Source organism: Agrobacterium sp. H141, from assembly GCF_057158725.1.
Genome location: NZ_CM169893.1, coordinates 517,777 through 539,094, shown reverse-complemented (window position 1 = coordinate 539,094; position 21,318 = coordinate 517,777). Strand labels below are relative to the sequence as shown.

The window sequence follows — 21,318 nt, the reverse complement described above, 5'->3', positions numbered from 1 at the left end:
GTCACACTCCCGGGTTACCGCTTCTAGCCGGACTGTTTCGAACAAACACGGCGAAATTATCGTCAATTAACGATGCAAAACAACAAAGAATGTGGATTACACCCCTTACTAATTTTACAACTCGAAACTGGCAGAGAAGTTCCAAAACTTGTATCAACCCTGCCAGTTCCTCCTATTTTCTCGATTAAGCCTTACCGCGGGCGACTAAACCCGCCGCTCGACCATCATCTTTTTGATTTCGGCAATCGCCTTGGCCGGGTTCAAACCCTTGGGGCAAGCCTGCGTACAGTTCATGATTGTGTGGCAGCGATAGAGCCTGAATGGATCTTCCAGATTATCCAGACGCTCACCGGTCGATTCGTCGCGACTGTCGATCAGCCAACGATAGGCCTGCAACAGAACAGCTGGCCCCAGATAGCGGTCACCATTCCACCAATAGCTCGGACAGGACGTCGAGCAGCACGCGCAAAGAATGCACTCATAAAGACCGTCGAGCTTCTGACGATCGTCATGGCTCTGCTTCCATTCCTTTGCAGGAGGTGGAGAAACCGTCTTCAGCCAAGGCTCGATCGAGCGATGCTGGGCGTAAAATTGGCTGAGATCCGGAACCAGATCCTTGACCACGGGCATATGTGGCAGCGGATAGACCTTAACGGTTCCGCCAATCTCTTCCATACCCTTGGTGCAGGCCAGCGTGTTGGTGCCGTCGATATTCATGGCGCAAGAGCCGCAGATGCCTTCACGGCAGGAGCGGCGCAGCGTCAGCGTCGGATCGATATTGTTCTTGATGTAAAGCAGGCCATCCAGAACCATCGGGCCACAATCGTCGATATCGATGTAGTAGGTATCGATACGTGGATTTTCGCCATCATCAGGGCTCCACCGATAGACGCGGTATTCCCGAACGTTCTTGGCACTGTCTGGTTTTGGCCAGACCTTGCCTTCGCTGACCTGAGAATTCTTTGGGAGAGTGAGTTCAACCATGGTTTATTCCTCTCAAGATCAGTAGACGCGAGCTTTTGGCTCGATCTTTTTGGGATCGATGCCATCAGCGAGGAGTTCGGTATGAACAGGGCGGTAGTCGAGCTTGACGTCACCGGCTTCGTTCAGCCATGCGAGTGTATGCTTGCGCCAATTCACGTCATCGCGCCCGCCAAACGGACCATCTGTATAGTCTTCACGCGCATGCGATCCACGGCTTTCCTTGCGCGCTTCGGCGCCGTAAACCGTTGTGATTGCATTGGCCATCAGATTGTAAAGCTCAAGCGTTTCCACGAGATCGGAGTTCCAGATCATCGAACGGTCGGTGACCTTGATGTCTGGCAATTCCTTCCAGATCGCGGAAATACGGCGGCAACCTGATTCCAGCGCTTCCTGTGTGCGGAACACAGCTGCGTCCTCCTGCATGGCGCGCTGCATCTTGTCGCGCAGCACCGCAGTGGGGGTCGACCCGCTGGCATTGCGGATTGTGTCGAAGCGTTCCATGATCTTGTCACAGGCTGCGATATTGAGCGCAGGCACCGGCTCAGACTTGTCGATGATCTGGCCGGCACGGATTGCAGCGGCACGGCCAAAGACCACAAGGTCGATCAGTGAGTTTGAACCCAGACGATTGGCCCCGTGTACGGAGGCGCAACCGGCTTCGCCAACAGCCATCAGACCAGGCGCAATGCGCTCCGGATTATCGGCATCGGCATTCAACACTTCGCCCCAGTAATTGGTCGGAATACCGCCCATATTATAGTGAACAGTCGGAAGAACCGGGATCGGCTCGCGCGTCACGTCGACACCGGCAAAAATCTTGGCGCTCTCGGAAATACCGGGAAGACGCTCGTGCAAAACAGCCGGATCAAGGTGATCGAGATGCAGGAAGATGTGGTCCTTGTTCTTGCCAACGCCACGACCTTCACGGATTTCCATGGTCATGCAACGCGAAACAACGTCGCGAGACGCCAGGTCCTTGGCCGACGGGGCGTAACGCTCCATGAAACGCTCGCCTTCGGAGTTAACGAGATAACCGCCTTCGCCGCGCGCGCCTTCCGTGATCAAACAACCAGCGCCGTAAATGCCGGTGGGATGAAACTGAACGAATTCCATGTCCTGCAGAGGAAGACCGGCACGCGCAATCATACCGCCGCCGTCACCGGTGCAGGTATGGGCAGACGTTGCCGAAAAATAGGCACGGCCATAGCCGCCCGTCGCCAGAACGACCATCTTGGCAGAAAAGCGATGGATTGTGCCATCATCGAGGTTCCAGGCCACGACACCGGTGCAACGACCATCGTCCGACATGATCAGGTCGAGCGCGAAATATTCAATGAAGAATTCCGCATTGTGCTTCAGCGACTGGCCATAAAGCGTGTGCAGGATCGCGTGTCCGGTACGGTCGGCAGCTGCACACGTGCGTTGAACCGGCGGGCCTTCACCATAGTTCTGCATGTGACCGCCGAACGGACGCTGATAGATTTTGCCTTCCTCGTTTCGCGAGAAGGGCACACCGTAATGCTCGAGCTCATAGACGGCCTTAGGCGCCTCCATGGCGAGATACTGCATGGCGTCGACATCGCCCAGCCAGTCAGAACCCTTGACCGTGTCATAGAGATGCCACTGCCAGCTGTCCGGCGTCATGTTTTGCAGCGAAGCAGCAATGCCGCCCTGCGCTGCGACGGTGTGAGAACGGGTTGGGAAGACCTTGGTAATACAGGCTGTCTTGAAGCCTTGCTCGGCCATTCCAAGCGTCGCGCGCAAACCGGCGCCGCCAGCACCGACGACGACCACATCATAAGAATGGTCGACATAGGTATAGGGCTTGCCGTTCGGTGCGGTGGAGGATGTCGCTGCCATATTGAATTATCCTACGAATGCGATTTTCAAGATGGCGAAAAGACAGAGCCCGCCAACGAGAATCACGAAGAACGTGTTGAACATGAGGAGAACGATCTTCAGGCCCTCTGCATGCACATAATCTTCGATGATGACCTGCATGCCCAGCTTCATATGGATCAGGCCCGATACGATGACCAGTGCCATGACCACGGCAACAAAGGGGTTTGCCAGCGCCGTCACGACTTCGCCATACGGGGCGCCTGCGTAACAGATCAGGAAAATCACGAAGAAAATCAGAAGCGGCACATTGGCAACGGCCGTCAAACGCTGACGCCAGAAGTGATCCGTGCCTTCCTTGGCCGAACCGAGACCGCGAACTCTACCCAGAGGGGTGCGCATATCCATGATCTTAACCCCCTCAGTACCGAACCAGATATGCGATCACCCAGATAACAAGGGTGAGTGCAATCGAGGCGACGGGCATCGCCTTGGCGAGCTTGGTGGAAAATCCCTTGTCGAAGCCATAACCCAGATCCCACATGAAGTGGCGAAGACCGCCAATCATGTGATGGACCAACGCCCAGGTGTAGCCGAACAGGATCAAACGACCGATGATCGTGCCCATGAACCAGCTCACCCAATCGAAATAGGTTGCACCGGTTGATGCGGCAATCAGCCACCAAGCCACGAGAATTGTGCCGAAATACAATGCGCCGCCGGTAATGCGGTGCATGATGGACATCACCATCGTTGGTATCGGCTTGTATATTTGAAGATGCGGCGACAAAGGCCGTTTGTTCGTCACGTTCGCCATCGCTACCTCACGGCGTTCAAGTGCATTCCGAGAAAGGAATCCCAGACAATGCAACGCTTATAGATAGGATGCATTGCATCATAGGGCATGCTTTAATAGTCGAATTACCGAACCACAAGCACTATTGCACCCCATTTTTCAATTTAATCGATTCGGATGAATGCCGTTGCCGGCCAGGACTGGATTGTAAGTCACAAGCTCCAGCGCCGCAAAGATTGCATCTGGCGAAAATGACCGACAGTGGAAACTAGAGCAGTTTTGCGTTAAGAATTCGCTAACCAAGAATTTAACGCAAGGATGAGGTCATGGTATCGCGTATCACCACATCGCTCACGGCAATATTGGCAGGTCTGCTGATGGCTTCGGCTGCAAGCACTGCATATGCGGGCAATAGCTATCGTTTTGAACGCAGTCATAGCGATCACAATGGCGGCAATCAGCGGCACGGACATCACGACCGTGGTGGCTGGCATTCCGGACCGCGCCCGAATCCCGGTATCATTGTCGGCGGTGGATCGATTACCGTTCTGCCCGGGATCGGAACCTATTCCGGATCGATCTCAGCCTACCGGGTGCCGGGCAATGGAACCTATTTTGGTGTGGATCGCGGCGAGCCCAGGATCGTTAAATCGACGATAGCACCGAAAGCCCGCATTATTGTGGTCTCGGAGCAGGGAAATGAGGCCTGCACCTACGAAGCGGGCGTCTGTGTGATTCGTCCCTAACCCAAAGGGTACTCTCAAGCGAAGCGCCACACCGTCGTCTTCTTGATCTCGCTATCTTCGAGCACACGGGTGACAGGCACTTCATAAGCCGCGACGAATTCAAGACGGTCCTTAGGGCAGTAAGCCCGACCGGGGTCTCCCACAAGAATCGTGATGCCGGCAGCCGCAGCTGCTTCGAACCATGGAACGATCAGATCCGCAAAGGCACGATCATAGAAAACGTCGCCTGCGAGAATCACGTCCGCATCCGGTATCGTCCCGATAATGTCCCCCTGCATGCATTCCAGAGCGACTTTGTTCTGTGCTGCGTTTAACGTAATCGCAACGGCTGCCCACGGATCGATGTCGACTGCTGCCACATGCACGGCACCCGCCATTGCCGCTGCAATGGCAACCAGACCAGAACCACTGGCAAAATCGAGCACACGCTTTCCTCTAACAATGTCGTGATGATCCAGAACATAGCGCGCAAGTCCCTGCCCGCCGGCCCAGGCAAACGCCCAGAACGGCGGCGGCAAACCCAGTGCCTCAAGCTCGCCTTCGGTTTTAAGCCACAGGTCATGGACTTCGCTCGCAAGCCAAAGACGAATTTCTGGCACATGCGGTGGCGCCATCAGCGACGTATTCTCAAGAATGAAACGCTCTGGATCCGTTTTCACGGGTCACTCATCGCGGAGGATTGTCGAGCCCACCCATACGGCAGACTTCGAGATACTCCTCTTCCGTCACCGGCTGAACGGACAAGCGCATGGAGGTGACCAGAGACATTTCCGACAGAGCAGGATTTGCCTTCACATCCTTCAGCGTCACAGGTTTTGGCATTTCCGTCACGGCGCGAATATCCACGCATTCCCATCGTGGATCGTCGGTGGTCGTATCATGATGCGCGAGCGCGCAGACCTCGCAGATACCGACAACCTCCAGCCCTTCATTTGAATGATAAAAGAAACCCTTGTCGCCGATCTTCATGGCCCGCATGTTGTTGCGCGCTTGATAGTTACGCACGCCATCCCACTGCTCGCCGCTATCTTTCGTGGCCTTCAGCATCTCCCATGAGAATTTGAAAGGCTCGGACTTGAACAACCAATATGCCATTGCCGTTCAAGCCTCCGGATTGTTGAAGACCCAGTTATAGGGCTTGATCTCGACGCTCGCGAACAATCCTGCCTTGGCATAGGGGTCCTCAGCGGCGATTGCTGCCGCATCCTCGGTATTGTCGGCCTTGAGGATCAGGAGGCTGCCGTTCGGCTTGCCGTCGGTGTCCAGAAATGGACCGGCAATCTTGAGCGTACCTTCGGAGTTCAGCCCGTTCAACCACTCCAAATGCGGCGGTCGTGTCTCCATGCGCAGGTCTAAATGGCCCGGTTTATCGGCGCAAATCACAGCGAAAAGCATTGGCACTATCTCCTATCAGAATTCAGATCATTCGGTGGTAATGGGTCGCGTCATCAGCTGTTCGATTGCAGCGCCTATCTCCAGACGCCCATCGATGATGGCTGCCACAGCGGCAGTAATCGGCATATCAACGCCATTTCCATCGGCAAGACGAGCAGCAACGGATGCCGTAAAGGCACCCTCCACCAGCGCCCCGGTCGAAAAATCCATCGGCTCACCCCGCCCAATGGCAATGCCGAAGCGGAGGTTGCGCGATTGGTGGCTGGTTGCCGTCAAAACAAGGTCACCCAGCCCGGACAAGCCGCGAACCGTGTCCGCCTTGCCACCCATGGACGTAACCAGTCGGGACATCTCTGCCAGGCCGCGTGAAATCAGGGCGGCTCTGGCCGAATCGCCAAGAGCCATGCCTTCAACAATGCCGCAAGCAATCGCCAGAACATTCTTCAAGGCACCACCCAGCTGAACGCCGGTTCGATCATCGGAAGCGTAGAGACGAAAGGTGCGCCCGGAAATGATGTGTGCAAGCCGCTCGGCGACCGAGATATCGGCAGCTGCCACGGCCATGGCCGTCGGCAATCCCCGCGCAATATCATTGGCAAACCCCGGACCGGACAACACGGCGATCGAATGTTGCGGCAAGGCATCTTCCAGCACATCGGTCAGCAGTCGCGAAGTGGCCCGGTCGATACCCTTGGCGCAGGTTACCACGCTCGCCTCTTCGGCGAGATAGGGCCCAAAGCTCTGCGCTGCATCGAACTGTGCTTGCGACGGCATGGCAAAGAGCACGATACCGGCATCGCGCAAGACGTCCGGCTCAAACGCATACTTCAAGCCGTCGGGAAGGCGAATTCCAGGCAAGGCCGCATCGTGCAGTCCATCGTTGCGAAGGTCATTCATCAAGGCAGGATCACGACCGAGCAGGGTAATGTCTGCCTTGCCCTCCAGCGCCATGACCGCGGCAAGTGCCGTTCCGAAGGCACCGGCTCCAACAACAACAACCCGTTCGCGCGCACTCATGCCTTAGCTCCACGCCTGCCAAAGCCGATCAAGGCCTTGGCTTGATTATCAAGCGGCCATCGCGAACGCGGCGATACATCAAGATCGTCGACCGGGAGGTCGAGCGCCATGCGCTCCAGCCCTGCCCAGGCGATCATGACAGCATTATCGGTGCATAGCCGGTGGGGCGGCGCCACAAAGCGAAAGCCGTTTTTTTCACACAAGGCTGTAAGCACAGCGCGAATATGTTGGTTGGCTGCGACACCTCCGGCAACCACCAGTGCCGGAAGATCCTCCGTCTCTGGAAACTCCTGTTTGAACCTTTGCAGCCCGCGACCGATCCGGTCTTCCAGCGTCCGACCGATTGCCCGCTGGAAAGAGGCGCAAATATCGAAGATATCTTGACTGGAAACGGGAGCCAGTCCCTCCGCTGCTTGCCGAACGGCTGTCTTCAAGCCAGAGAACGAAAAATCCAGCCGCGCCTCGCCGACGAGCGGTCGCGGAAAGTTGAAGCGCTTGGGGTCGCCACCTGCGGCCGCGCTCTCCACCTCGGGTCCACCCGGATACGGCAGCCCAAGAAGTTTCGCTGTCTTGTCGAATGCCTCGCCCAGCGCGTCATCGATGGTCGTGCCCCAGCGCTCGTAGTCGCCCACTCCGCGCACAAGCACCAGCTGCGTATGCCCACCCGATACCAAGAGCATCAGATACGGAAAGGTCAGCTTATCAGTGAGACGCGCGGTCAGAGCGTGGCCTTCAAGATGGTTGATGGCATAGAGCGGTTTACCGGTTGCGCGCGCAATCGCCTTACCGGTCATCAGCCCCACCAGCAGGCCGCCGATCAAACCTGGCCCGGCGGTCGCAGCGATTGCGTCAATATCACGCAAGGTTACATTCGAGCGCAAAAGCGCTTCTTCGACGAGCGTATCCAGCGCTTCCACATGGGCCCGAGCAGCGATTTCCGGAACCACGCCGCCATAGGCGGAATGCTCGTCAAGCTGGCTCAAAACAACATCCGACAGGATCTCGCCACGTCCATCGTCATGACGCAGCACGACGGACGCAGCTGTCTCGTCACAGCTTGTTTCGATGCCAAGGATGCAGGAAAAGGCGGTCATGTTGTGTGCTGGCCGATTGCGATGAAAATCAAAGATGGTTACGACGACTGTCGGTAACAACGGATACAAGCGGATGCAAACAAAACCTTTTCGGATCGGAACGCGCGCAAGCCCGCTGGCACTGGCGCAGGCCCACGAAGCCCGTGACCGGCTGATGGCGGCAAATGGCCTGCCGGCAGAGATGTTCGAAATTGTTGTCCTGTCGACGAAGGGAGACCGCATCACCGACCGCTCCCTGTCCGAGATAGGCGGCAAAGGCTTGTTCACCGAGGAACTGGAGGAACAACTGGTCTCTGGTGACCTGGATTTCGCCGTGCATTCCTCGAAAGACATGCCAACCATTCTGCCGGAGGGACTTTATCTATCGGCATTCCTTCCGCGGGAAGATCCGCGCGACGCGTTCATTGGCGGCAGCGCGCCAAAGCTGATGGACCTTCCCCATGGCGCAACCGTCGGCTCGTCTTCGCTGCGCCGCCAGGCGCTGATCAGGCGACTGCGCCCCGACATCAATGTCATCACATTTCGCGGTCTGGTCGATACCAGGCTCCGCAAACTGCGAGAAGGCCAGGTCGACGCGACATTGCTCGCCTTTGCCGGCCTGAAGCGTCTCGGCAAGGAGAGCGTCGTCACCGAATTGCTGGAAACAGCCGATTTCCTCCCCGCCCCGGCCCAAGGCGCCATCGCCATTGAAAGTCGTATCGGCGATGACCGGGTGAATTCGCTGCTGGAGACAGTCAACGACAAGGAGACCTATGACGCAGTCACCTGCGAGAGAGGTTTTCTGGGCGTTCTAGACGGTTCCTGCCGCACACCGATTGCAGGCTATGCATCGCGTGATGGCGACAATATTCACTTCCGCGGAATGGTTCTTACCCCCGACGGTAGCCAATCGCACGCTATTGAAATGGATGGAAAATGCGTCGACGCAAAGACAATCGGTGAAGAAGCCGGTCGCCAAGTGAGGGAAAAGGCAGGAAGCGGTTTCTTCGCTTCCTGGGGCTGACGCATATGCGGGTGCTGGTGACCCGCGCCGAACCGGCTGCGTCGAAAACAGCAGCGCGCTTGCGCGATATGGGCCATTCCCCCCTGGTCATGCCGCTCGCACAAGCCGTGCGCGATGCGGAGGCTGCGCAGTATGCACTATCCGCAACTCCATCAGCGATTGCGGCCACCAGCGCCGAAGCCATGCGCACCGTTGCGGATATCCGCAGCCCAGAGACATCATGGAGACAGACCACCGTCTTTGCCGTTGGAGAGGCGACAGCTGAAGCGGCCAGAAATGCCGGTTTCCAGACCGTGCTGATGTCGGGCGGAAATGGACGGGCGCTTGCAGACTTCATACATGCCCGACGCGCAAATTCCGGCGCTCCAGTCCTCTATCTGGCAGGAGAGCCACGCTCTGAGGGATTTGAGGCGCGAATGACCGAGTTGCACGCACCGGTCGAAACCTGCATTTGCTACAGGATGATCCCCGTTGAACCTTCTCAAGACATTCAAAGAAAGTTCCTGTCCGATACCCCACCAGATGTCATTCTTTTGTATTCGATCGAAAGTGTCAGGCGGCTTCTCGCTCTGCCCTTGTTGAAAGACAATTTAGGACTGCTGAAGACCACCCGTTTTCACTGTTTGAGCCAGAAAGTTGCAGACGCTTTGCCGGAACAATATGCTGCAAATACCGTTATTTGCGACGTGCAGGATGAGTCCAGTCTGCTCGGCACATTATAGTCCGCTGGACTCAAAATTGATCCAGGCCCTTTCCTTCGCCACGATCACTGTCTAACTTCATTGCACTGCAAGGAATGAGAGGTTGCCATGGCTCCGGGAAAACCGCCCCGTCGCACCAAATCGACAAACGAACCAGTGACCATTGATCTGGAAGCTGAACGTAGCGAAAAGGTCACCCATGACGAGGGCACGAAGCCTGAAGACATGACCGCTGACGAACCCGAGATGGCGTCGCCACAGGGGGACCCTGTTCAACCGGCTCCCGAACCAGACGCTGCGGAAGCGGAGACATCGGTAGAAGAGGCACCTCCCAAAGAGGACGAGTCACCGGCAACCTCGGATAATGAGGCACCGCGCGCTACACCAGCACACAAGGCACCTTCCACTTCTGGAATGGTGGCAGCAGGGATTATTGGTGGCCTGATTGCGCTCGCAGGCGCAGGCGCACTGCAATATGGGGGCGTACTGCCAGCCCTTGGCCCTGACAGGAGCACGCCTGCCGTAGACAGCGCACTGGCCAGTCAGCTCTCGTCGCTGGAGAAAAAGGTTGCCGATATTTCAAGTGCGCCAGCACAGGCAGCCGATACTAGCGCCCTCGATGCGCGGATCGCGGCACTGGAAACCGAGCTTCAGTCTGTAAAGCAAAATAGCGCGACGGGTGTCGACAATGACCGTGTCGCATCGCTTGAGCAGCAAGTCAGCCAGACCAGCGAAACGATTGCTGCGCTCAAATCGGAACTGTCGAAGACAACCACGTCCCTGAACAGTGCAGAGACCCGTTTGGACGAACGCCTGACGGAAGCTGAACAAAAGATCGACAAGCCCCGGACCGACGTCGAGATGGCACGGGCCATCTCGGTTACAGCGCTCAAGTCAGCCATCGAGCGCGGAGGTCCATTCCTTGCCGAGCTCGACACTCTGGCAGGCATCGCACCGGATGATCCGTCTATCGAACAACTGAAACCTTATGCGGCGACAGGCATCGAATCGCGAGCGGAGCTCGTTCGAAAGTTCCCCGCCACCGCAGATGCGATTTTATCTGCCATTCATCAGCCGGATACATCGGGCGGACTGGGCGAGCGGTTGATGGCAAGCGCTCTCTCCGTCATCAAGGTGCGCCCTGTTGGCAATATCGAAGGCGAATCGCCAGAAGCCATTGTCGCTCGCATGGAAGACAAATTGCGCAATGGTGACCTCAAGGGCGCCGAGCTTGAATGGCAAAACCTGCCAGAAGCCGGAAAAACAGCATCGGCCGATTTTGCCTATGCATTGCAGGCGCGCGTGAAGGTAGAGGCAATCGTAAGCGAAGCCCTTTCGACGGCTATGCGCGGAAACGGTTGAGGGAACGAATATCATGATCAGACTTCTTGTCTTCGTTCTCATTATCCTTGGCCTCGCTGCAGGCTTCGCCTGGCTTGCAGATCGTCCGGGCGAACTGTCTATTTTGTGGGAAGGCCAGCTGATTGAGATGAGCCTGACCGCGGCCGTCACCCTGATCGTGGCAATCGTCGTCTCCGTCATGATCGTCTGGTGGCTGCTACGCTCCATCTGGAATTCCCCGCATTCCGTGCGTCGCTATTTCCGCGCCCGCACCCGCGATCGCGGCTATCAGTCGCTTTCGACCGGCTTGATTGCGGCGGGCGCAGGCAACGCAGCTCTGGCACACAAGATGAGTTCTCGCGCCCGTGGCCTTCTGCGCGCCGATCAGGAGCCGTTGATCCTTGTCCTGGAGGCGCAGACGGCCTTGATCGAAGGCCGTCAGGATGATGCCCGGCGCATGTTCCAGCAGATGGCTGACGATCCCGAGACCAGGGAACTGGGACTTCGTGGGCTTTATCTCGAGGCAACCCGACTTGGGGCCCATGAGGCGGCACGGCAATATGCCGAGACCGCAGCCGAGAACGCGCCCTATCTTCCCTGGGCCGCGAAAGCGACGCTTGAATATCGAAGCCAGTGCGGTCGTTGGGACGATGCCATTCGCCTTCTGGAACAACAGAAGGTCGCGAATGTCATGAAGAAGTCGGAAGCGGAGCGCCTGAAGGCTGTCTTGCTGACCGCAAAGGCAGAAGAGCAACTCGAGGGCGACCCGATCGCTGCGCGCGACAACGCTGTGCGCGCACTCAAACATGCCAAGGATCTCGTTCCCGCCGCCCTCGTTGCCGCCAAGGCCTATATGCGTGAAGACAATTTGCGCAAGGCAAGCAGCGTTCTCGAGCAAGTTTGGAAACTCTCTCCCCATCCAGACGTGGCTAAAGCCTATGTCCGTCTTCGCAGTGGCGACAGCGCAGCAGATCGCTTGAAGCGTGCTGAAAAATTGCAGGGCTATAAGCCCAACAATCCGGAATCGCTGATGATCGTCGCGGAAGCGGCTTTGGATACCACCGACTTTACCAAAGCCCGTGAAAAGGCCGAAGCCGTTGCGCGGATGGAGCCGAGCGAGCGGGTGTTCCTGTTGCTTGCCGACATTGAAGAGGCGGAAACCGGCGATCAGGGCCGCGTTCGCCACTGGATGGCCAATGCCCTTCGAGCTCCGCGGGATGCGACATGGGTTGCTGACGGCTATGTTTCCGACAAATGGCTACCACTTTCACCGGTCAACGGTCGACTTGATGCGTTCGAGTGGAAAGTACCATTCGGCCAGTTGGCTGGACCACTGGAAGAAGGTGCTGCATCGCACGGCGAGAAAGCATTGCAGTCGCTACCGCCGGTTTTGAAAGATCAGCCAGCTGAGGAAACAAAAGCCGAGACTTTTGCGGATCAGGTGCCGATGCCCGGTCCGGCACCGACAGAGAAAGCCGAGATCGTTACGAACGAGGCTAGTTCACCTCCCCCTGTCGAGGCCAAGGTTTCCGCAGACGCTGCGGACGGCGCAACCGAAGAAAAGGCAGTGCCAGAACCGTTCTTCGGTCGTCCACCTGATGATCCTGGGGTACGCGATCCGAACCGCAAACATGAAGACAACAAGACACGCCTGGGCTTGTTCTAGCATTGGAGTAAAAGGCGCATGTTTGATCGTCTTCAAGCCTTTTTCCAGACTCTAACCTCGGAAAAAGACGAACAGCCATTCGGCCACGGAGATCCTCGTGTGGCCGTAACCGCACTCTGCTTGCAAGTCATAGAAGCCGATGGCGTGGTGAGGGACTCTGAGAAAGCGAAGCTCAGACAGTTGCTGACGGAAAACTACACGCTAAGCAATCAGGAACTCAACGCGCTTTTGGACGCCGGACAGCGCGCCGAGAATGAGGCGATCGACTATTTCCGCTTCACATCTGATCTCAACAGGAAACTCGACGAAGAGCAGAAAAAGCACCTCATCGGCATTCTGTGGGACATCGTTTATGCCGACGGAGATCGCAGCGAGTTGGAGGATCACGTCGTCTGGCGGATCTCGGAGCTTCTGGGTGTTTCCAACCGCGAACATGTGATGGAGCGTCTGGACGCAGCATCACGGGCCGAACCTCCTGAAAAAGCGGGCTGAGGCCAAGCATCGCGACTCAGCGATCCTGTTCGATGACGGGGGCCTCCAGACTGTCGATTTGCCGCAGCTTGGGAAAGTTCCATGCCCATAGCGCACTGACGGCAATGGCACCCACCCCGCCGATCACAACGGCAGGCACAGCACCAATCATGGCGGCCATTGTCCCCGCACGAAACTCACCCAGCTCGTTCGATGCGCCGAGAAACACCATATTGACGGCATTCACGCGTCCACGCACCTCATCCGGCGTCCACAACATGATCAACGTCTCGCGCACATAGACTGACAACATATCGGCACCGCCCACCAGCAGCAGCGCCAGCACCGATAACCAGGGGCTCTCAGACAGTCCGAACAGGACGGTTCCCACGCCGAAGAGTGCCACGCCGACAAAGAGGATGATGCCGGCATGATGTCGGATCGGGTAGGTCGCCAGCACGATGGCCACCAGAATAGCCCCGACGCCCGGCGCTGCGCGCAATAATCCAAGTCCCCATGGACCAAGTGCGAGAATGTCGCGCGCATAGACAGGCATCAGCGCAACCGCACCACCCAAGAGCACTGCGAACAAATCCAGCGAGATCGCACCCAGCACAATCTTCTCGCCCTTGATGAAATGAAAACCGGCAAGCACCGTGGCCCAGGAGGTTGCCTTGGCAGCAGATCGCTGATGCGGTTTGTCGATCAACATGACCAGAAGCCCGGCGCCGCAAAACAATGCCAGCGCAATACCATAGGCCAGGCCTGCCCCGCCACCATAAAGGAGACCACCCGCGACTGGACCAACGATTGCTGCGGTTTGCCAGGACGAGGAATTCCAGGCGACGGCATTGGCAAGATCCGTCTGAGGGACGAGATTTGGTGCGAGCGACTGGCTTGCCGGACCGAAAAAGGCACGGGCAACGCCGAACGCCAGAAGCAACAGGAAGATCGGGAGCGGTGAGAACAGACCCAACAGTGTGATGGCGAGAATCAATCCCGCGCAAATGGCTTCCAGCACCAGGCAGACAGCCATGATCATCCGACGATTATAGCGGTCGGCAACTGACCCGGTGACCAGCATCAGAAGCAGCAAGGGGAGAAACTGAACAAGCCCGATCAGGCCCAGAAAGAGAGCGCTGCCCGTCTCGTCATACATTTGCCAGCCAACCGAGACGCTGACGATCTGGGTGGCGAAGGCCGCGAGGAAACGGGAGATGAAGAAATAGAGATAGGATTTATGGCGGAATGCAGCAAATCGATCTGTCGAATCTAAAGCAGTCATTGGGCGACTTTCTATCGGGCGCTGAGCCGCAGTATCTTTGGTCCACTGCGTTAAACATGATTTGTGTTCGTCATGCGCCCGCCACTTGCTCGTTTAGGTCCCAATGTCTACATGTCTGTCAACTGAGAAATGGAGATCTATATGCTAGCGCTGTTTCAGACGATTGACCTCGCTTTGAACCTTTACACATGGCTGCTGATCGCCAGCGCCATCTTTTCATGGCTCTATGCGTTCAACGTCATCAATTCCAGCAACCGTTTCGTCAGCTCGATCGGAAGCTTTCTTTACAACGTGACCGAACCGGCACTTCGCCCGATCCGCCGCATTCTTCCGGATCTGGGGGGCATCGACATCTCGCCCATCATCCTGCTTCTGATCATCTTCTTCCTGCGCTCCTTCATGTGGAACACGCTGTTTCCCATGGTAGCGTGAGCACCCCCTTCCAGGTATTTGACGATCATCTTCGTCTGGCTGTGCGGCTCACTCCGAATGGAAGCCGCGACAGTCTGGAAAATATAGAAGTGAATGCGGCAGGCGAAGCCTATCTCAAGGCACGAGTAACAGCCGTGCCGGAGAAGGGTAAGGCCAACAAGGCACTGATTGTGCTTCTGGCCAAACGTCTTGCCGTCCCCAAATCCAGCATTGCGGTAATTTCTGGCGAGACCGCCAGACAAAAAATCCTCCGGATCGATGGCGACCCGGAGGATTTGCTTGAGAAGCTAACGGCTCTTACAGCCAGTTAGCCTTCATTCTTGTAACGCTCAATGGCTTCGACAATCAGCTTCTTGGCCACATTGACGTCCTGCCAGCCGGAAATCTTCACCCATTTTCCGGGCTCCAGATCCTTGTAGTGCTCGAAAAAGTGCTCGATCTGCTTGAGCGTGATCTCGGGCAGGTCCGTATAGTTTTCGACCTTGTCATAGCGGCGAGTCAGCTTTGGAACGGGAACCGCGAGGATCTTCTCGTCCTTGCCGCCATCGTCTTCCATGATCATGACACCGATCGGACGAACCTTGATCACACAGCCGGGAATCAATGGACGGGTGTTGCAAATCAGGACGTCAGTCGGGTCACCATCTTCCGACAATGTATGCGGAATGAAGCCGTAATTGCCCGGATAGGTCATCGGCGTATAGAGGAAACGGTCAACGACAAGCGCGCCGGCTTCCTTGTCCATTTCATACTTGATCGGGTGACCACCGACCGGGACCTCGACGATGACGTTCACGTCTTCCGGCGGATTGTCGCCGATCGATATAGCATCAATGCGCATGTTACTCCCCATGGCTGGCTGAAAGTGTCGGGTTTCGATACTGAGTTTCCTTTTGCAATGCAACAGAGCATTGCGCATAGGCATCAAGCGCCGACACTTGTGGTTACCAGATCAGCCCGGAAAACAACGAGCCCGTCAGACGCACAATGTCATAAAATGAGAATATCCGGAGATTTGAAAAGGCGCCAAACCAGCCGCCGGTTTGACCGACACACGCACTCACTTCCAGATGAAGCCGAGCTTCTTAAGCCGAACATCATCGAAATCCTCGACGCCTTCAACCGCATCAACTCCGCCATTGGAGCGGAAAAAACCTGCGGAATTATCACAGTCGTCCAGACACCAGACAACCAGGCCTGAGCAGCGCAACGAGTGCAGGAGCTTCCGCGCCTCACCGAACAACTGGTATCCAAGGCCGATACCCTGGTATTCAGGCCGCATATAAATCTCGTAGATTTCGCCTTCCTGAGGCAGCGCCCTGGCGCGGTTAAGCCCGAGAGTTGCATAACCTGCGACTGTTCCTGCGACATCCGCCACAAGAACGGTTGAGGGGCCACGAATGGCTTTGTTCCACCAGACTTCCCCACGCCGTTCGATCATCTTCCTCAAGGGGCTATGAGGAATGATACCCGCATAAGTGTGCTGCCAGGAAGCCCGGTGGGCTTCGGATATCGAACGAGCATCACTAGGCTCGGCCGGTCGCACATCGATCGACAACGTCTTCATAACGCCACTCTTGTCCCCCCGGCACAAAGGCGCGCTTTGCTCGGGAATAATTGCATCGGACTTCGAGGCAAACTTAACGCTTTTTTAATGATGGCTGCAAGCCCGTGACAGGCCCGTCCACACGCAAAAGCCCCGACGGTTAGGTCGGGGCTCGGATTTTCATTCAGCAGACGAAAAGATCAGGCCTGTGCGGCGGCCTTGGACTTGCCGAAACGCTTGCGATCATTTGCGTCGAGATAGAACTTGCGCAGACGGATCGACTTTGGCGTCACTTCCATCAACTCGTCATCCTGAATCCAGGACAGCGCACGGTCTAGCGTCATGCGGATCGGCGGGGTCAGCTTGACTGCTTCGTCCTTACCGGCAGAGCGGATGTTGGTCAGCTGCTTGCCCTTGAGAAGGTTCACTTCCAGATCGTTATCACGCGAGTGGATGCCCACGATCATACCCATGTAAACCTTGTCGCCTGGCTCGATGATCATCGGGCCGCGATCTTCTAGGTTGAACATGGCGTATGCCACGGCTTCACCCGCCTGGTTGGACAGAAGCACGCCGTTGCTACGACCGCCGATCTCGCCCTTGAACGGCTGGTAGCTGTGGAACAGACGGTTCATGATGGCGGTACCGCGGGTATCCGTCAGCAGTTCCGACTGGTAACCGATCAGACCACGTGTCGGAGCATGGAACACCAGACGCACGCGATTGCCGCCGGACGGACGAAGTTCGGTCATTTCCGCCTTGCGCTCAGACATCTTCTGAACGACCACGCCGGAATGCTCTTCATCGACGTCGATCACCACTTCTTCGATCGGCTCCATCAGCTGACCAGTGGTCTCGTCATTGTGCATCACAACGCGAGGACGCGAAACGGCAAGCTCGAAGCCTTCGCGACGCATGGTCTCGATGAGAACGGCCAGCTGCAATTCGCCGCGGCCGGATACGTAGAAGGAATCCTTGCCCTCGGATTCTTCGATCTTGAGCGCAACATTGCCCTCAGCTTCCTTCAACAGGCGATCGCGGATAACGCGGCTTGTGACCTTGTCGCCTTCGGTGCCGGCAAGCGGCGAATCGTTGACGAGGAAGGACATGGTCACAGTCGGCGGATCGATTGGCTGAGCGGTCAGCGCCTGCGTCACAGATGGGTCGCAGAACGTATCGGCAACCGTACCCTTGGACAGGCCCGCGATAGCAACGATGTCGCCCGCATGAGCCACGTCGATCGCCGTACGCTCGATACCACGGAAAGCGAGGATCTTGGAAATACGGCCCTGCTCGACAACCTTGCCGTCCTGACCCAGGACCTTTACGGCCTGGTTCGACTTGATTGATCCGGAGTGAATGCGACCCGTGATGATACGGCCGAGGAACGGATCGGCTTCGAGCAACGTACCGATCATGCGGAACGCGCCATCTTCGTCGCCGACGCTTGGCTCAGGAACATGCTTGAGAACGAGATCAAGCAAAGGACCAAGACCGTCTTCCTTCGGGCCTTCCGGATTGACGTTCATCCAACCATCGCGACCGGAACCGTACAGGATCGGAAAGTCGAGCTGTTCATCAGTCGCGTCAAGATTCGCGAAAAGGTCGAAGACTTCGTTGATAACTTCTTCGTGGCGGCCATCCGGGCGGTCGATCTTGTTGATCGCAACGATCGGGCGAAGACCGACCTTCAGGGCCTTGCCGACCACGAACTTGGTCTGCGGCATTGGGCCTTCCGAGGAATCGACCAGAACGATGGCGCCATCCACCATCGACAGAATGCGCTCAACCTCGCCGCCGAAGTCGGCGTGACCGGGGGTGTCAACGATGTTGACGCGAACACCCTTCCACTCAACCGAAGTCGCCTTGGCGAGAATGGTGATGCCACGTTCTTTTTCGAGATCGTTCGAATCCATGACGCGTGTGTCGACGCGCTGGTTTTCGCGGAAAGAGCCGGACTGTTTCAGTAGCTCGTCGACGAGTGTGGTCTTGCCATGGTCGACGTGTGCAATAATCGCGATATTGCGTAAGGACATGATCAATTTCTCTGATGCTGTAGCGCCGGGTGCGGGACACCCTGGAATATGGCGCCAAGTTACGTTGGCGCGCTCTTACAGGTTTTTTTGCGTTTGCGAAAGGGGCAAACAGCCGGAAGCGTCGAAGCTTCCGGCCTTAGGGTAAACAAGGCTAGCCTGAAAGACGGCAATCTTCCGTCTTGGAAAAGGGTCAGGCGCGACCTCGTGGGGATAGACATGATGCGAACCATGACCGTGGTTTCGATTTATCGGTCACAGCAAGCGGTCAGGCAGCCAGTCCCTTCTTGACCAGCATGGCATCGGGCGTCGGCAGCCGGCCACGGAAGTTCTTGTAAGCCTCTTCCGGATCAATCGAGCCGCCAACCGAATAGATATTATCTTTCAGTCTCTGCGCCATGGCCGGATCAAACGCATTGCCAGTTTCCTCGAATGCCGCAAAGGCGTCGGCATCCAGGACTTCAGACCACATGTAGGAATAATACCCCGCAGAATAGCCGTCTCCGGCAAAAACGTGCTGGAAGTGTGGCGTCGCATGGCGCATCACCAAGGACTTGGGCAACCCGATCTTCTCGAGGACCTGCCCCTGGAAAGCCAGAGGATCATCGACAGCACCTTGCGTGTGGAAGGCCATGTCGACCAGTGCCGAAGAGGTAAATTCGACCGTTGCAAAACCGGCATTGAATGTGCGCGACGCCAGAACTTTGTTGAGCAGCGCTTCAGGCATGACCTCGCCAGTCTTATAATGCACGGCATACTTTTTGAGAATTTCCGGCACCGTCAGCCAATGCTCGTAAAGCTGCGATGGCAATTCGACGAAGTCGCGGGAAACCCCGGTTCCGGAAACAGACGGATAAGTGACATCCGAAAGCATGCCATGAAGCGCATGACCGAATTCGTGGAATAGCGTACGCGCATCGTCAAGCGACAGCAATGCAGGTTTGCCGCTTTCAGGCTTGGCGAAATTGCAGACGTTGTAGATGATGGGAATTTCACCGACTGTCCCGTTTTTCAGCGTCAGACGATGTTGCGACTGGAATGAACTCATCCAGGCACCGGACCGCTTCGAGGAGCGGGCGAAATAGTCTCCCATGAACAAGGCAATCACCTTGTCATCATCATCCCTGATTTCGAAAACCCGCACATCGGGGTGATAGGCAGGCGCGTCCTCGAGAGGAACAGCCTTGATGCCAAACAGTCGACCGGCGACGTCAAAACATGCATCGATGATCTTCTCGAGCTGAAAATAGGGCTTCAACTCGGCTTCGGAGAAGTCAAATTTCTGCGTCCGAAGCTTTTCCGCGTAATGACGCCAATCCCAGGGCATGACATCATGGTTCTTACCCTCGGCCGCGATGAGTTCGGCAAGTTGTGCTTCTTCCGATCGCGCCTGCACAACAGCCTTTTCCCAGACGGTCATCAGAAGATCATTCACCGCATCTGGCGTTTTCGCCATGGTGTTGTCGAGTTTGAGAGCGGCAAAGTTCTCGTAGCCGAGCAAGCCTGCCTTCTCCGCACGCAGCGCCAGCGTGTCCTTGACGATTTCGCGGTTATCCGTATTCCCGCCATTGATTCCACGGGCAATCCAGGCCTTGAAGGCCTGCTCACGCAGATCCCTTCTTTCGGAAAAAGTAAGGAACGGCTCAATCACGGACCGCGACAGGGTAACGGCATAGCCGCAAGCGAGACCCCGTTCCCGAGCCGCAGATGCCATTGCGCCACGAACAAAATCAGGCAGGCCCGCAAGCTCGCTCTCGTCATTCAGAGGCAATGCCCAGGTCTTTTCATCGGTGAGCACATTCTGTCCAAACTGCGCCCCAAGACCGGCAAGTTTCTCATTGATGCCGGCAAGGCGTTCCTGCTGCTCGCGCGGCAATTTGGCACCGGCCTTCACAAAACCCTTCCAATGTCGCTCGAGCACTCGCATCTGCTCACTCGTCAAACCAAGACTGTCGCGCCCCTCCCAAAGGGCATCGATGCGCCCAAACAGCGCGGCATTCATGCCAATCTTGGAGTAATGCCGTGAAAGCTTTGGCGCGATGTCGCGCTCCAGCGCTTGGATCGCCTCATTCGTATGTGCACCGGCACGATTGAAAAACACCGCACACACTCTGGAAAGGCCATCGCCCGCCATTTCCAGCGCCTCAATGGTATTGGAAAAACTGGCAGGCTCGGCATTATCGGCAATAGCGTCGATCTCTTCGGCGTGTTCAGCCAGCATGGCGTCGAAAGCAGGCGCGAAATCCTCATCTCCGACAGCATCGAAACGCGGCAGTCCGCCCGTTCCATTCCAGTCGATCAGTGCAGTGTTAATCGAAGACCTCGCAGACATGCTCTTTCCTTATTCTTTGGCTTTCGCCTGATATGTTCGCAGCATCAAGGTAGTGTCGCCGCTGGCGCACCGCAATCATCGATACCCACGAAAGTACGGGGATAACAGGCCACAAGAAGAAAATGGCCATTCTTTGGAATTGACGCCCTTCGGGGACGAGTATTAGCTAATTTTGAATTAATGATATCTCAGGTGAGTTCCATGGAAATCAACTCCATTCGCTTTGCAGGTGCGCTGTTCAACGGCAATACCAGCCGGGAAAGCCGTGACCAGTCGGTTCAAACACCGTTCATGCAAAAACCGCGGACAGAGATATTTGCCGAGCACTTGGCGAAAGTGGAAAGCGCATCCTGGACGCCGTCGCCAAGGGAATTGCGCGATCAGGCCTTGACCAGCTTTGAAGCTGGCCTGATCGATCAGGATACCTACCAACTGCTTGCCTCCGAACTTCCGCTCGAGGCAATCGACGTTCAAGGACGGGTGATCGATCTGTCGACCGTCACCGACGAGACGCCGTTCGACTTTGGCGAATATTACCGAAGCCAGATGACGATTGCCCAGACCATTGGAGACGACAGCAGCGTTGAGCGCCTCAAAGCAGCCGTCGCATTCTTCGAAGCCTGACTCGCGAAAATAC

The 21,318-nt window shown here is 56.6% G+C and carries 23 protein-coding genes; 9 read left to right on the top strand and 14 right to left on the bottom strand.

The annotated features are described in order from the left end of the window. Positions 1–204: 204 nt before the first annotated feature. Genes ACWPM9_RS02330 through sdhC form a run of 4 tightly spaced genes read right to left on the bottom strand, consistent with a single transcriptional unit; the run spans position 205 to position 3,640 of the window. Positions 205–984: a succinate dehydrogenase iron-sulfur subunit gene (locus ACWPM9_RS02330; protein WP_428188183.1), complete on the bottom strand. Its 780-nt coding sequence runs from the start codon at positions 982–984 to the stop codon at positions 205–207. Positions 985–1,002: 18 nt separating this feature from the next. Further along, positions 1,003–2,844, bottom strand: coding sequence for a succinate dehydrogenase flavoprotein subunit (gene sdhA, locus ACWPM9_RS02325; RefSeq protein WP_428188182.1), 1,842 nt, complete (start codon positions 2,842–2,844; stop codon positions 1,003–1,005). Positions 2,845–2,850: 6 nt separating this feature from the next. After that, complete coding sequence (sdhD, locus tag ACWPM9_RS02320) at positions 2,851–3,231, bottom strand: succinate dehydrogenase, hydrophobic membrane anchor protein (RefSeq protein ID WP_428188181.1); 381 nt, start codon at positions 3,229–3,231, stop codon at positions 2,851–2,853. Between the two features lie 13 nt (positions 3,232–3,244). Continuing rightward, positions 3,245–3,640: a succinate dehydrogenase, cytochrome b556 subunit gene (gene sdhC, locus ACWPM9_RS02315; RefSeq protein ID WP_428188180.1), complete on the bottom strand. Its 396-nt coding sequence runs from the start codon at positions 3,638–3,640 to the stop codon at positions 3,245–3,247. Positions 3,641–3,945: 305 nt separating this feature from the next. Here sdhC and ACWPM9_RS02310 point away from each other — a divergent pair, with 305 nt between their 5' ends. After that, positions 3,946–4,365: a hypothetical protein gene (locus tag ACWPM9_RS02310; RefSeq protein ID WP_484756613.1), complete on the top strand. Its 420-nt coding sequence runs from the start codon at positions 3,946–3,948 to the stop codon at positions 4,363–4,365. Between the two features lie 14 nt (positions 4,366–4,379). Here ACWPM9_RS02310 and ACWPM9_RS02305 read toward each other — a convergent pair whose 3' ends face one another. Genes ACWPM9_RS02305 through tsaD form a run of 5 tightly spaced genes read right to left on the bottom strand, consistent with a single transcriptional unit; the run spans position 4,380 to position 7,871 of the window. Continuing rightward, positions 4,380–5,024 carry a class I SAM-dependent methyltransferase gene (locus ACWPM9_RS02305; RefSeq protein WP_484756612.1) on the bottom strand — a complete coding sequence of 215 codons (645 nt, stop codon included), beginning with the start codon at positions 5,022–5,024 and terminating at the stop codon, positions 4,380–4,382. A 7-nt stretch (positions 5,025–5,031) separates the two neighbouring features. After that, the gene (locus ACWPM9_RS02300) at positions 5,032–5,460 is read right to left on the bottom strand and encodes an EVE domain-containing protein (protein ID WP_428188177.1); all 429 of its coding nucleotides are present in this window, start codon (positions 5,458–5,460) and stop codon (positions 5,032–5,034) included. 6 nt (positions 5,461–5,466) lie between these two features. Beyond that, positions 5,467–5,760 carry a YciI-like protein gene (locus ACWPM9_RS02295; protein ID WP_484756611.1) on the bottom strand — a complete coding sequence of 98 codons (294 nt, stop codon included), beginning with the start codon at positions 5,758–5,760 and terminating at the stop codon, positions 5,467–5,469. A 27-nt stretch (positions 5,761–5,787) separates the two neighbouring features. Beyond that, complete coding sequence (locus ACWPM9_RS02290) at positions 5,788–6,777, bottom strand: NAD(P)H-dependent glycerol-3-phosphate dehydrogenase (protein WP_428188175.1); 990 nt, start codon at positions 6,775–6,777, stop codon at positions 5,788–5,790. Continuing rightward, positions 6,774–7,871 carry a tRNA (adenosine(37)-N6)-threonylcarbamoyltransferase complex transferase subunit TsaD gene (tsaD, locus tag ACWPM9_RS02285; protein WP_484756610.1) on the bottom strand — a complete coding sequence of 366 codons (1,098 nt, stop codon included), beginning with the start codon at positions 7,869–7,871 and terminating at the stop codon, positions 6,774–6,776. Before tsaD ends, ACWPM9_RS02290 begins: the two co-directional genes overlap by 4 nt. A gap of 73 nt (positions 7,872–7,944) precedes the next feature. On the opposite strand from tsaD, the gene hemC reads away from it, so the two are divergent. From hemC to ACWPM9_RS02260, 5 genes are all read left to right on the top strand, one after another. After that, complete coding sequence (gene hemC, locus ACWPM9_RS02280) at positions 7,945–8,874, top strand: hydroxymethylbilane synthase (RefSeq protein WP_484756609.1); 930 nt, start codon at positions 7,945–7,947, stop codon at positions 8,872–8,874. A 5-nt stretch (positions 8,875–8,879) separates the two neighbouring features. Further along, positions 8,880–9,596, top strand: coding sequence for a uroporphyrinogen-III synthase (locus ACWPM9_RS02275; protein WP_484756608.1), 717 nt, complete (start codon positions 8,880–8,882; stop codon positions 9,594–9,596). 135 nt (positions 9,597–9,731) lie between these two features. Continuing rightward, positions 9,732–10,937: a COG4223 family protein gene (locus ACWPM9_RS02270; RefSeq protein ID WP_484756607.1), complete on the top strand. Its 1,206-nt coding sequence runs from the start codon at positions 9,732–9,734 to the stop codon at positions 10,935–10,937. Between the two features lie 10 nt (positions 10,938–10,947). Continuing rightward, on the top strand, positions 10,948–12,582 hold the full coding sequence (locus ACWPM9_RS02265; protein WP_484757574.1) for a heme biosynthesis HemY N-terminal domain-containing protein: 1,635 nt from the start codon (positions 10,948–10,950) through the stop codon (positions 12,580–12,582). A gap of 18 nt (positions 12,583–12,600) precedes the next feature. Further along, positions 12,601–13,074 carry a tellurite resistance TerB family protein gene (locus ACWPM9_RS02260; protein ID WP_484756606.1) on the top strand — a complete coding sequence of 158 codons (474 nt, stop codon included), beginning with the start codon at positions 12,601–12,603 and terminating at the stop codon, positions 13,072–13,074. 16 nt (positions 13,075–13,090) lie between these two features. Here the strand turns inward: ACWPM9_RS02260 and ACWPM9_RS02255 are convergent, their stop codons facing one another. After that, on the bottom strand, positions 13,091–14,338 hold the full coding sequence (locus tag ACWPM9_RS02255; RefSeq protein WP_484756605.1) for an MFS transporter: 1,248 nt from the start codon (positions 14,336–14,338) through the stop codon (positions 13,091–13,093). 141 nt (positions 14,339–14,479) lie between these two features. On the opposite strand from ACWPM9_RS02255, the gene ACWPM9_RS02250 reads away from it, so the two are divergent. Continuing rightward, on the top strand, positions 14,480–14,770 hold the full coding sequence (locus ACWPM9_RS02250; protein ID WP_428188168.1) for a YggT family protein: 291 nt from the start codon (positions 14,480–14,482) through the stop codon (positions 14,768–14,770). Beyond that, positions 14,767–15,081, top strand: a complete 315-nt coding sequence (locus ACWPM9_RS02245; RefSeq protein ID WP_484756604.1) for a DUF167 domain-containing protein — start codon at positions 14,767–14,769, stop codon at positions 15,079–15,081. The genes ACWPM9_RS02250 and ACWPM9_RS02245 overlap by 4 nt, the downstream gene beginning before the upstream one ends. Here the strand turns inward: ACWPM9_RS02245 and ppa are convergent. The 4 genes from ppa to ACWPM9_RS02225 all read right to left on the bottom strand — a co-directional run bounded on the left by ppa (position 15,078) and on the right by ACWPM9_RS02225 (position 20,681). Beyond that, on the bottom strand, positions 15,078–15,611 hold the full coding sequence (ppa, locus tag ACWPM9_RS02240; protein WP_484756603.1) for an inorganic diphosphatase: 534 nt from the start codon (positions 15,609–15,611) through the stop codon (positions 15,078–15,080). The two genes, ACWPM9_RS02245 and ppa, sit on opposite strands and share 4 nt — an antisense overlap. A gap of 219 nt (positions 15,612–15,830) precedes the next feature. Then, the gene (locus ACWPM9_RS02235) at positions 15,831–16,337 is read right to left on the bottom strand and encodes a GNAT family N-acetyltransferase (protein WP_428188165.1); all 507 of its coding nucleotides are present in this window, start codon (positions 16,335–16,337) and stop codon (positions 15,831–15,833) included. A 179-nt stretch (positions 16,338–16,516) separates the two neighbouring features. After that, the gene (gene typA / locus ACWPM9_RS02230) at positions 16,517–18,352 is read right to left on the bottom strand and encodes a translational GTPase TypA (RefSeq protein ID WP_428188164.1); all 1,836 of its coding nucleotides are present in this window, start codon (positions 18,350–18,352) and stop codon (positions 16,517–16,519) included. A 265-nt stretch (positions 18,353–18,617) separates the two neighbouring features. After that, positions 18,618–20,681 (bottom strand): M3 family metallopeptidase, encoded by a 2,064-nt coding sequence (locus tag ACWPM9_RS02225; protein WP_484756602.1) that lies wholly within the window; start codon positions 20,679–20,681, stop codon positions 18,618–18,620. Between the two features lie 201 nt (positions 20,682–20,882). Here ACWPM9_RS02225 and ACWPM9_RS02220 point away from each other — a divergent pair, with 201 nt between their 5' ends. Further along, a complete protein-coding gene (locus ACWPM9_RS02220) occupies positions 20,883–21,305 on the top strand; it encodes a hypothetical protein (RefSeq protein WP_428188162.1) in 423 nt (140 codons plus the stop codon). Positions 21,306–21,318 lie beyond the last annotated feature (13 nt).

Coding starts and splice junctions, on each gene's coding strand:
- ACWPM9_RS02330 (WP_428188183.1), bottom strand. CDS start 984: ATGGTTGAACTCACTCTCCCAAAGAATTCTCAGGTCAGCGAAGGCAAG.
- sdhA (WP_428188182.1), bottom strand. CDS start 2,844: ATGGCAGCGACATCCTCCACCGCACCGAACGGCAAGCCCTATACCTAT.
- sdhD (WP_428188181.1), bottom strand. CDS start 3,231: ATGGATATGCGCACCCCTCTGGGTAGAGTTCGCGGTCTCGGTTCGGCC.
- sdhC (WP_428188180.1), bottom strand. CDS start 3,640: ATGGCGAACGTGACGAACAAACGGCCTTTGTCGCCGCATCTTCAAATA.
- ACWPM9_RS02310 (WP_484756613.1), top strand. CDS start 3,946: ATGGTATCGCGTATCACCACATCGCTCACGGCAATATTGGCAGGTCTG.
- ACWPM9_RS02300 (WP_428188177.1), bottom strand. CDS start 5,460: ATGGCATATTGGTTGTTCAAGTCCGAGCCTTTCAAATTCTCATGGGAG.
- ACWPM9_RS02295 (WP_484756611.1), bottom strand. CDS start 5,760: ATGCTTTTCGCTGTGATTTGCGCCGATAAACCGGGCCATTTAGACCTG.
- ACWPM9_RS02290 (WP_428188175.1), bottom strand. CDS start 6,777: ATGAGTGCGCGCGAACGGGTTGTTGTTGTTGGAGCCGGTGCCTTCGGA.
- tsaD (WP_484756610.1), bottom strand. CDS start 7,871: ATGACCGCCTTTTCCTGCATCCTTGGCATCGAAACAAGCTGTGACGAG.
- hemC (WP_484756609.1), top strand. CDS start 7,945: ATGCAAACAAAACCTTTTCGGATCGGAACGCGCGCAAGCCCGCTGGCA.
- ACWPM9_RS02275 (WP_484756608.1), top strand. CDS start 8,880: ATGCGGGTGCTGGTGACCCGCGCCGAACCGGCTGCGTCGAAAACAGCA.
- ACWPM9_RS02260 (WP_484756606.1), top strand. CDS start 12,601: ATGTTTGATCGTCTTCAAGCCTTTTTCCAGACTCTAACCTCGGAAAAA.
- ACWPM9_RS02255 (WP_484756605.1), bottom strand. CDS start 14,338: ATGACTGCTTTAGATTCGACAGATCGATTTGCTGCATTCCGCCATAAA.
- ACWPM9_RS02250 (WP_428188168.1), top strand. CDS start 14,480: ATGCTAGCGCTGTTTCAGACGATTGACCTCGCTTTGAACCTTTACACA.
- ppa (WP_484756603.1), bottom strand. CDS start 15,611: ATGCGCATTGATGCTATATCGATCGGCGACAATCCGCCGGAAGACGTG.
- ACWPM9_RS02235 (WP_428188165.1), bottom strand. CDS start 16,337: ATGAAGACGTTGTCGATCGATGTGCGACCGGCCGAGCCTAGTGATGCT.
- typA (WP_428188164.1), bottom strand. CDS start 18,352: ATGTCCTTACGCAATATCGCGATTATTGCACACGTCGACCATGGCAAG.
- ACWPM9_RS02225 (WP_484756602.1), bottom strand. CDS start 20,681: ATGTCTGCGAGGTCTTCGATTAACACTGCACTGATCGACTGGAATGGA.
- ACWPM9_RS02220 (WP_428188162.1), top strand. CDS start 20,883: ATGGAAATCAACTCCATTCGCTTTGCAGGTGCGCTGTTCAACGGCAAT.